12 protein-coding genes are annotated in these 9,647 nt (G+C 72.3%); 6 read left to right on the top strand and 6 right to left on the bottom strand.

Translation table 11 applies throughout. The annotated features are described in order from the left end of the window. Together E1266_RS31730 and E1266_RS31725 are read right to left on the bottom strand one after the other, a co-directional pair. Positions 1-1,072, bottom strand: a 1,072-nt coding sequence (locus E1266_RS31730; protein ID WP_132053358.1) for a histidine kinase, incomplete at its 3' end; no start/stop codon positions are given. Between the two features lie 13 nt (positions 1,073-1,085). After that, complete coding sequence (locus E1266_RS31725) at positions 1,086-1,838, bottom strand: DedA family protein (protein ID WP_132053356.1); 753 nt, start codon at positions 1,836-1,838, stop codon at positions 1,086-1,088. 219 nt (positions 1,839-2,057) lie between these two features. Here E1266_RS31725 and E1266_RS31720 point away from each other — a divergent pair, with 219 nt between their 5' ends. The 4 genes from E1266_RS31720 to E1266_RS31705 all read left to right on the top strand — a co-directional run bounded on the left by E1266_RS31720 (position 2,058) and on the right by E1266_RS31705 (position 4,799). Then, positions 2,058-2,873: an SAM-dependent methyltransferase gene (locus E1266_RS31720; protein ID WP_243719130.1), complete on the top strand. Its 816-nt coding sequence runs from the start codon at positions 2,058-2,060 to the stop codon at positions 2,871-2,873. A 264-nt stretch (positions 2,874-3,137) separates the two neighbouring features. Beyond that, positions 3,138-3,632, top strand: coding sequence for a hypothetical protein (locus E1266_RS31715; protein ID WP_243719129.1), 495 nt, complete (start codon positions 3,138-3,140; stop codon positions 3,630-3,632). Between the two features lie 159 nt (positions 3,633-3,791). Further along, entirely contained in the window at positions 3,792-3,980 is a 189-nt protein-coding gene (locus tag E1266_RS31710; protein ID WP_165966287.1) for a DUF5999 family protein, read from the top strand. 537 nt (positions 3,981-4,517) lie between these two features. After that, on the top strand, positions 4,518-4,799 hold the full coding sequence (locus tag E1266_RS31705; protein WP_132053350.1) for a hypothetical protein: 282 nt from the start codon (positions 4,518-4,520) through the stop codon (positions 4,797-4,799). Positions 4,800-4,821: 22 nt separating this feature from the next. Here E1266_RS31705 and E1266_RS31700 read toward each other — a convergent pair whose 3' ends face one another. The 3 genes from E1266_RS31700 to E1266_RS31690 form a co-directional block, all read right to left on the bottom strand. After that, positions 4,822-5,625, bottom strand: coding sequence for a metalloregulator ArsR/SmtB family transcription factor (locus E1266_RS31700; RefSeq protein WP_132053348.1), 804 nt, complete (start codon positions 5,623-5,625; stop codon positions 4,822-4,824). A gap of 80 nt (positions 5,626-5,705) precedes the next feature. Next, complete coding sequence (locus tag E1266_RS31695; RefSeq protein ID WP_132053346.1) at positions 5,706-6,503, bottom strand: SAM-dependent methyltransferase; 798 nt, start codon at positions 6,501-6,503, stop codon at positions 5,706-5,708. A 109-nt stretch (positions 6,504-6,612) separates the two neighbouring features. Then, positions 6,613-7,272 (bottom strand): PepSY domain-containing protein, encoded by a 660-nt coding sequence (locus E1266_RS31690; protein WP_207946032.1) that lies wholly within the window; start codon positions 7,270-7,272, stop codon positions 6,613-6,615. 138 nt (positions 7,273-7,410) lie between these two features. Between E1266_RS31690 and E1266_RS31685 the strand changes: the two genes are divergently transcribed. Then, positions 7,411-8,091, top strand: coding sequence for a response regulator transcription factor (locus E1266_RS31685; protein ID WP_132053344.1), 681 nt, complete (start codon positions 7,411-7,413; stop codon positions 8,089-8,091). Then, positions 8,092-9,540 carry a HAMP domain-containing sensor histidine kinase gene (locus E1266_RS31680; RefSeq protein WP_243719127.1) on the top strand — a complete coding sequence of 483 codons (1,449 nt, stop codon included), beginning with the start codon at positions 8,092-8,094 and terminating at the stop codon, positions 9,538-9,540. On the opposite strand, the gene E1266_RS31675 is transcribed toward E1266_RS31680, so the two are convergent. Then, a partial coding sequence (locus E1266_RS31675) for an acyl-CoA dehydrogenase family protein (RefSeq protein ID WP_279436366.1) occupies positions 9,515-9,647 on the bottom strand: 133 nt, incomplete at its 5' end. The genes E1266_RS31680 and E1266_RS31675 overlap by 26 nt on opposite strands.

Raw genomic sequence — 9,647 nt, 5'->3', positions numbered from 1 at the left:
GGTCGGCTCCCCCGGCCCCGTCGTCCTCCACGCGCACGCGGATCATTCTCCCCGACGCGCTCCCCGGCGCGTCCCCCGGCGGGGGCGGCGGCGCCGCGACGTCCACCGCCACCCGGCCGGCGCCGGAGTGCTTCGCCGCGTTGGTGACGGCCTCGCAGACGACGAAGTACGCGGCGGTCTCCACCGCGTGCGGTGGCCGGGCCGGCACGTCGTAGCCGATCGCAACGGGCAGCGGGGACCGCTCGGCGACCGTCTCCAGCGCCGCCCGCAGCCCCTCCCCGTCCAGCGCGGCCGGGTAGACGCGCCAGGCGACCTCGCGCAGGTCGTCGAGGGCGCGCTGGGACTCCTCGTGCGCCTGCCGCAGCAGCTCGGCGGCCCGGTCGCCGTCGCCCGCGCGGCGCGCCCGGCCGATCAGCATGCCGAGCGCCACCAGCCGCTGCTGGACGCCGTCGTGCAGGTCCCGCTCGATGCGGCGGCGCTCGTCGTCCACCGCGTCCACCACCTGCGCCCGGGTCACCGACAGCTGCGCGATGCGGCGCTCGTACTCCTCCAGCGGGCTGGGGCCGAGGCACCGCCGCGCGACGGCCTTCTCCAGCGCCACGACCCCGACGAGCCCCTGCACGGCCAGGAACAGCAGCACGAGCCCGGCGACGGCGGTGTAGAGGACGATCCACCAGTGCGGCGGGATGCCGTCCGTGTAGTCGCCGGTGATCCACCACCCCGCGGCCAGCCTGATGGCGCCCGCCGCCCCGTAGACGATCAGCAGCAGGACGATTCCGCCGAGGAGGCCGACCGGGACGCGGAGGACGAGGTAGGCCAGCGCCTTCAGCGGCCCGTGGTCGGCCGCTCCCTCCTCGCCGAGGAACCTGCGGAGCCGCCACCGCTCCAGTTCGGTCGCGGCCTGCGCGGCGTCCGCGACGACCGCCGGGACCGTCCGCTGCCCCCGGGAGAAGGCGAGCGAGTAGGCCATCAGGAGCGCCGACAGCACCAGCAGGAACAGCTCGACGCCGGCGGTGAGGGCGCCCAGCGCCAGACCCACCACGGCCCGCGCCGCGGCACGCGGACCGCGCATGCCAGCGCGCATGTCAGGAGGAGCGGCCACGCTCGTATTCTCTAGTGCCCGGCTCGGGCTCCTCGTCGGCCGGCTGCCCGTCCTCGCGCTCCCGGCGGCCCTTGCCCTCGCGCCGGCCTCGCCGCGCCTTCCGGACGCGGACGGCGACGAACACCGCCACGGCCAGGACGAATGCCGCGAGCACGGCCTTGGAGTACATCCCCATGTACGTCTCGACCGTCTGCCAGTTGTCGCCGAGCAGGTATCCGGCCAGGACGAACACCGTGTTCCACAAGGCGCTGCCGAGCGTCGTGTAGAGCAGGAACTGCGTCATCCGCATGCGCTCCACCCCGGCCGGGACGGAGATCAGGCTGCGGAAGACCGGGATCATCCGGCCGAAGAACACCGCCTTGGTGCCGTGCCGGGCGAACCACGCCTCCGTCCGGTCCAGGTCGTCGAGCTTGAGCAGCGGCATCCGGTCGACGAGCTGGCGGACCCGGTCCCGCCCGACCGCCGCCCCGATCCAGTAGAGGACCAGGGCCCCGGCGACGCTCCCGAACGTCGTCCACAGGAGGGCGCCCGTCAGGCTCATCCCGCCCTGCGCGGCCGTGAACCCGGCCAGCGGGAGGATCAGCTCGCTCGGCAGCGGCGGGAAGAGGTTCTCCAGCGCGACCGCCAGTCCCGCCCCGGGCGCGCCGAGCTTCTCCATCAGGTCGGTCAGCCAGCCCGCGACGCCCCCGTCGGGACCGCCTCCGGACGCCGCCGCGGCGTACGTCGTCTCGATCATGTCTGCAACGCTAAGAATCGGCCCGTCCTCGTCACCATGGAGAACACCGCCTACCCCGGTGGCCGCGTTCCACACGTCGGCCCTGCGGAAAACCGCACCCCCGGGGAGGCCGGGATGGGGAAAGATCCTCCCCGCCAGGGCGGACGGGCCTACGCTTGGAGGCCCCCGCCCCCCGTGCGCAGCGCCGCCGCGGGCCGAGCCCAGGAAGGAGATGTCCGCGTGGCCGACGACCTCCCCGATAAGGCGCCTCCCGGCATCGACCCCTCCACGCCGACGTTCGCGCGCGTCTACGACTACTTCCTCGGCGGCAAGGACAACTTCGCCGCCGACCGCGAGGTGGCCGACATGGTCCTGCAGCTCGTGCCGGAGGCCCCGGTGGTGGCCAAGGGCAACCGTGTCGCGATCGAGCGCGCGGTGACGTACATGGCCGCCGAACTCGGCATCGACCAGTTCGTCGACATCGGGTCCGGGCTGCCCACCTCGTCGAACGTGCACCAGTTCGCGCGCGCCGCCAACCCGCACGCGCGGGTCGTCTACGTCGACAACGACCCGATCGTCCTGGCGCACGGGCGGGCGCTGCTCACCGAGACGGGCGTAGCGACGTTCATCCAGGGCGACCTGTACGAGCCGGAGAAGATCTTCACCGATCCGGCGCTGGCGGCCCTCCTCGACCTGTCGCGGCCCGTGGGCATCGTCCTGGCGGCGATCATCCACCACGTGCCGGACGACCGGGACCCCGCGGGAGTCGTCCGGGGGCTCCTGCCGTTCCTGGCGACCGGCAGCCACGTGATGCTCACCCACCTGCACGACTCGGGCGACGACCCGCGCGTCGAGGAGGCCAAGCGCATCCTCCAGTCGGGGCTGGGCGGGTCCTACTTCCGGCACTCCTCGGAGATCGAGCGGTTCATGGCTGGGCTGACCATCCTCGAACCCGGTGTGGCGCACGTCACCGAATGGCGGCCGGACGGGCCGGCGGGGCCGCTGGAGCACCCTCTCCACACCCAGATGGCGGCCGTCATGGGCCGGAAGGAGTGAGGGCGCCGATTCAGCGGAGAGTGAACCCCGCGCCCTCTCCGACCGGCCGCGCGGGAGGGTCCGGAAGCTCCGAAACCCCAGGCAGGCAAGCGGTTTGCGGACACTGTCGGACCCGGTTTCGGACACCGGAGCGCACCTCATCCCGGTAAAGAATCTTTTTGAGCGACTTTTCGGTTAACAGCCTTTCTTGTAGCGTTCGCAGGGTTTTGTGAAGTGCATTCATGATCGGATTTCCCGCCAGCAAGATCATGTAAGGACGCCGCGATGCCCATGGCGACTGGCCTGGCCGCGGCCGCGCTCCTCGGCCTGCTCACGCTCCTGGCCACCGCGCGGCACGGCAGGCGCCGACACCGCCCGGAGAAGGAGCACCCCGAGTCCCTGACGGCCGTCCTGGGGCCCGGGGACGAGGAGTACCTCGCCTGGCTGGCCGACTACCACTGGCCAGGCGACGAGTACCTCGACCTGGAGCACGAGTGGCTGGAGGAGCTGGATCTCCCCGATCCGGGCGCGCACTACCTGTCGCCGCTGTGCCCCCATTGCAACCTGCGCCGGGCGGACGTGTGGCCCTGCCCCTCGTGCGGGCGGCTCCTGCACTCGTCCTGCGGGCACGGGATGCGGCGCAGGCGGGTCGACCGGCCGTACCGCACCCACGGCGCCAACTCGGAGGCGGTCATCGGGGAGTGGGTCTGCACGGGCTGCACCTCCGTGGTCGGCCTGGACGTCGACCACGGTGACGAACCGGACGGACGCCTGCACTGAATGTGGCGAGTTGCCCGGTCTTGTCCGACTTCACACGTACCGAACAGTAAAGAATTCCTCATTGACTTGCATATTTCGGACGAGCGACGGCAGGCTGCATCTATGTCCTTAATCACAGGGACGCCCTGGAGGAACTCCGTGACCGCTCAACACCACTCGATCTGCACCCACGAGCCGGCCTGTCCGAAGCCCGACGCGCTCGACCGCGAGGCCGCGCGCACCGTCGCGCACCACCCGGAACAGGGCTGGAGCCTGCTCTGCAACGGCATCGTCGTGTTCGACGACACCGGTGAGCTGCTCCCCGACGGCCGGGCCGTCGCCCCGCACCGCCACATCGCCACCGCCTGATCAGCACCGCTTGATCAGCACCGCTTGATCAGCACCGCTTGATCAGCACCGCTTGATCAGCACCGCTTGATCAGCACCGCTTGATCAGCAGCGTCTGAGCACCACCGCCTGGCCGCCGGGTCTCACCGCACCCGCCCGGCTGCGCGCGCTGCACCGCTCCCCGCCACCAGGCGCCGCCTTCCCCGGCCGCGGCCGGGATGCGGCGGCGCCCTTCCCGTGGTCGCGGCGGGCCTTCCTCCCGCCCTCCACCGCCCGCTTGCCCTCCCGCCCGCGTGTCGCGGTACTCCCGCGCGCATATCACGCCAGCCTGGAGAGGGACCGCAGTACGAGGCACCTGGGGACGAGCCCGCCGGTCCACGCGCGGGCGCGCCCGGACGGCACGCCACCGGTCCATTGGCACGGGCCATCGTCACCGGGCCTTTGTCACCGGCGGCCGCATGTCGTCCCCGCATCCGTCCGGTCACCCCGATAACGTTCAACTGTTTTGCGACGTACGCAAGAATCGTGTTGAACTCGACCGCGAAAGGACGGTGTGGCGTGATCACGGCGCTGGTTCTCGTGTCTCTGGCCGCCCTGCTCGGCCTCTGCCTGCCGAACCTGCTCCGTCCCATGGCGCCAGGACCGGACCGCGCCCCGCCGGCGGACGACGCCCCGCCCGTCCATCCCGAGTCGATGACCGCGGAGCTCGACCCCGGCGACGAGGAGTACCTGGCCTTCCTCGCCGACGCGCTCTGGCCCGACGACGAGTACGCCGAACTCGAGCACACCACGGACGGCGAGGAGGAGTCCGGCGGCGGCAGCAGCGGCATGCTGATCTAGCCGCCCCAGGCGGGACCCCGGTTCAGGCGGCGGGTTCGGGAAGGGGCTCGCCGGTCTCCAGAAGGGTCTTGAGGCCGGACACAATGGCCGGCCAGCCCTCGCGCGACATGCCGAGGAGCACGTCGCCCGCCTCGTGCACGACGGTCAGCTTGACCGTCTCCCCCACCGGCTCGATCTCGAAGGTGACCTTCGAGCGCGGCTCGGTGAGGAGCCTGGCGCGGGTCTCCTCGTCCACACCGACGGCCTTGGCCCACTCCGGCGTGAACGTGTGCCAGGTGTAGGAGAGGCGGCGGCCTGGCTCGGCCTCCAGGACGACCTGCTCCGGGTCGGCCATCGTCGCGGCCTCCTCGTGCCAGGTGACCGTGGAGCCGGGCTTCCAGTCCGACTCGAACGCGACGCCCCAGTAGCGCCGGGTGAACGCCGGATCGGTCAGCGCCTGCCAGAGGCGCTCCGGCGTGGTCTTGATGTAGGTCGTGTAGACGAACCGGCCTTCGGCCGTCGTGTCGCTTGCGGACATCGGGCTCTGCTCCAATGCGGTCTTCAGGTCGGCCAGGGCACGCGCGCGCTCGCGGTCGTACCGGCTGATCCAGCGGTCGGCGATGGCGTTGATGGGGGCGGCGTTGAGGTAGTGGAGCTTCTCGCGGCCGCGGCGCGCCGTCGTCACGAGGTGCGCGGCCTCCAGGACCGCGAGGTGCTTGCTCACCGACTGCCGGGCCATGTCCAGCCCGGCGCACAGTTCCCTGAGGGTCTGCCCGTTGCGGGTGTTCAGACTGTCCAGCAGGCGGCGCCGGCTCGGGTCGGCCAGCGCCTTGAAGACCTCGTCCATGCACCGTCCCAACATGCAGCCATCTGGATGCCTAAAAGGTTAGGCAGCCAGATGGCTGCATGTCAATGCGGGCCGGCGGGTCAGGGCTTGCGGCCCAAGCCGCCGAACGCGTCCACGGCCTCCGGCTCACCGGGGGCGGCCGGGCGCCAGTGCGTCACCGGTACCACGCCCGGTTCGAGGAGCTCGAGGCCGTCGAAGAACCGCTCGATCTGCTCCGGCGTCCGCAGCACGAGCGGGGTGTCGCCCGAGGCGTTCCACACCTCCACGATCCGGTCGGACGCCTCGCCGTGGACGACGTTCGTCCCGTCGTACATCGCGAAATAGCTCCCGGAGGGCACCGCGTCCAGGAGCCGCCGCACGATCGCGTACGCCTCGGCATCGTCGGGGATGAACTCCAGCACGCCCATCATCGTCAGGGCGACGGGGTCGCCGAAGTCCAGCGTCTCGGCCGCGGCCTCCAGGATGCGACCGGGGTCGCGCATGTCGGCGTGGAGGTAGACGGTGCGCCCCTGGGGCGTGCTGGTGAGCAGCGATCTCGCGTGCTCCAGCACGAGGGGATCGTGGTCGACGTAGACGATCCTCGATTCGGGTGCCGCGCGCTGGGCGACCTCGTGGGTGTTGTCCACCGTGGGCAGGCCCGTCCCGATGTCGATGAACTGGCGGACGCCCGCCTCGGCCGCCAGATGCCACACGACGCGGTTGAGGTACAGGCGGCTGGCGCGGGCCAGGCGCGCCACGTCCGGCAGCATCCCGATGATCTGGTCGCCGACCTCCCGGTCCACCGGGAAGTTGTCCACTCCGCCCAGCCAGTAGTTCCAGATGCGCGCGACGTGCGGGACGCTCGTGTCGACCAAAGGGCCCGGTCTGTCGTGGACCATACGCACCCTCCCTCACGCCGATACTGCCCAGCGCGAAGACCGCCAGTCCTCACGTGGAGGACCGACGGTCTTCTGGGAGCGGACGCCTCAGCGATCGGCCGCGGACCGGTCAGTCATCGTCCCGGTCGTCATCACGGTCGTCGTCGTCATCGTGGTCGAACACGACCTTGGAGTTGGCGGCGTTCACTTCGAGCTCGCGCTCGTTGCCGTCCTGCCCGGTGATCTCGACCTCCCAGACGGCCCTGCCGTCGTCCTCGTCGAACTCCACCGAGGTCACGGTGCCCGGCGCGGACCGCAGCGCGACCCTGGCGGCCTCCGACGCGCCGACCTTGGCCTTGCGCAGCGCCGCGGCCTCGTCACGGTCGTCATCATCGTCGTCGTCCGCGCGGTTGGACAGGACCTTGCCGCTGCCGGCGTCGACGGTCAGATCGCGCCACTTGCCGTTCCCGGCGAGCACCTCGACCTCCCAGACGCCGTCGTCGAGGTCGATCTCCGCGACCTTGCCGGACACCGCCTTGAGCGCAGCGGCGGCGGCCTGCTCGGCCGTGACGGCCTCGGCGGCCCGCCCGCTGCCGGCGCCGTCGTCGGACGGCTGCCCGGACGGCGTCGCCGCGATCGCCGCATCCGCGGGGGGCGGGACGGCGCCCTGCTCGCCGCCGCCGCTCGCGGCGGCGACCGCCGTGGCGCCCCCGCCGGCCAGCACACCCGCCGCCACGACCGTCACGAGCAGCCCGCGCCCCGTGAACATGCGCCGCACGTCGATACCCATCGAACCCCTACCTCCAGAAGTCGCATCCGGGCCGGTGCTCCGGCCCGCCCCCTTCGACCTCCACATTGCTCTTTGTACCTGTAGCGCTCCTGAAGCAACCTGAAGCCGTCTTCAGGATGCGCCTGGCACCCTGTGAGGATGCGCCTGCTCATCGTGGAGGACGAGAAACGCCTGGCCCTGTCCCTCGCGCGGGGGCTGACGGCGGAGGGGTTCGCGGTCGAGACCGTCCACGACGGCGCCGAGGGACTCCAGCAGGCGCTCGGCGGCGGGTTCGACCTCGTCATCCTGGACATCATGCTGCCCGGCATGAACGGCTACCGGGTGTGCGCGGAGCTGCGGGCGAGGGGCGACGAGACGCCGATCCTGATGCTGACCGCCAAGGACGGCGAGTACGACGAGGCCGAGGGCCTGGACACCGGCGCCGACGACTACCTGACCAAGCCGTTCTCCTACGTCGTGCTGGTCGCCCGCGTCCGCGCGCTGCTGCGCCGCCGGACGCGCGGCGCGGCGCCGACCATCGTGCTCGGCGACCTCACCGTCGACCCGGCGGCGCGGCGGGTGCACCGGGGGGACGTGGAGGTGGAGCTGACCGCCAAGGAGTTCGCCGTGCTGGAGCACCTGGCGTCCAACGCGGGCCTGGTGGTGTCGAAGTCGCAGATCCTCGATGCCGTCTGGGACTTCGCCTACGAGGGCGACCCCAACATCGTCGAGGTGTACGTGAGCGCGCTGCGCCGCAAGCTCGACGTCCCGTTCGGGCGCAAGTCGATCACGACGGTGCGCGGGGCGGGGTACCGGCTGGCGCGGGACGGGGGCGCCTGAGTGGCCGGGCGCCTGTCGTCGGTCCGGGCGCGGACGACCCTGGGCGCGACCGCCGTCGTGGCCGGCGCCCTCATCGCGGCGGGGCTCGCGGTCGTGCTGCTGCTGCGCGCGAACCTCTCCGGGCAGACCGACCTGGAGGCGGAGGTGGCGGCGCGGAACGTCGCGTCGCAGCTCGCTTCCGGCACCCGCTTCGCCGACCTCGACCTGCCGGACGGGAAGGAGCACCCGGTACAGGTCGTCGACGAGGACGGCCGGGTGGTGGCGGCCAGCGAGGACCTGGAGGCGATCAGCGGGACCGGTTCCCCCGACGTGCGCCCCGCCTCGCCCTCGGCGGAGCCCGGCGACGACGATGACGATGACGACAACAAGGACGACGACCTCGGCCCGGGTGAGGTCTCCGACGACGACCCCGGGTTCTCCACCGGCAGCGCGACCGTCGACGGGAGCAGCGCCGACTACCGGTTCGCGGCGGTGGAGGCGACCACGCCGCGGGACGAGACCGTCACCGTGCACGCCGGATCGGACCTGGCCGGGACGCGGGACGCGGTCGGCACCGCGACCCGGGCGATGCTCGCGGGCCTGCCGCTGCTGCTGGCCGTGGTCGCGGGCGTGACGTGGCTGGTCACGCGGCGCGCGCTCCGCCCGGTGGAGGCCGTGCGCGCGGAGCTGGCCGAGATCACCGCGGCCGGGGACCTCTTCCGGCGGGTGCCGGTCCCGGACTCGGGAGACGAGATCGCCGACCTGGCGGCCACGACGAACGAGACGCTCGCCCGGCTGGAGGAGTCGGCGGCGCGGCAGCGCGGGTTCGTCGCGGACGCCTCGCACGAGCTGCGCAGCCCGATCGCCTCGCTGCGCACGCAGCTGGAGGTCGCCGCGGCGCATCCGGAGCTGCTCGACATGGACGGGCTCGTCGAGGACGTCGTCCGGCTCCAGCACCTGGCCGCCGACCTGCTCCTCCTCGCCCGCATCGACGCCGGGGAGCGCCCCCCGCTGGAGACCGTGGCGCTCGGCCGGCTCGTCCGGGACGAGGTGGCGCACCGCGCGGCCAGCGGCCGGATGCCCCCGCGGTCGTCGGTCGAGGCGGATCCCCAGGTCACCGGCGTGCCGCGGCAGCTTTCGCGGGTCGTCGGGAACCTCCTCGACAACGCCGGCCGGCACGCGGACGAGGTCGTCCGGCTGTCGCTGCGCGAGGATGCGGGCCAGGCGGTGATCCAGGTCGCCGACGACGGCCCGGGCGTGCCGCCCGCCGACCGCGGCCGCATCTTCGAGCGGTTCGTGCGGCTGGACGACGCCCGCAGCCGGGACGAGGGCGGGTCGGGTCTGGGCCTGGCCATCGTCAGGGACGTCGTGGTGGCGCACGGCGGGGGCATCACCGTCGGCGAGGCCCCCGAGGGCGGCGCGCTGTTCGAGGTCCGGCTGCCGGTCAGCGGAGGAGCTGGCGGGCGATGACCATGCGCTGGATCTGGTTGGTGCCCTCGTAGATCTGGGTGATCTTGGCGTCGCGCATCATCCGCTCCACCGGGAACTCGCGCGTGTACCCGTAGCCGCCCAGCAGC

It is taken from the genome of Actinomadura sp. 7K534, assembly GCF_004348575.1.
Lineage (GTDB): Bacteria > Actinomycetota > Actinomycetes > Streptosporangiales > Streptosporangiaceae > Spirillospora > Spirillospora livida.
Note: the sequence above shows the minus strand (reverse complement) of the source record. Positions and strands in the feature narration are given on the sequence as shown.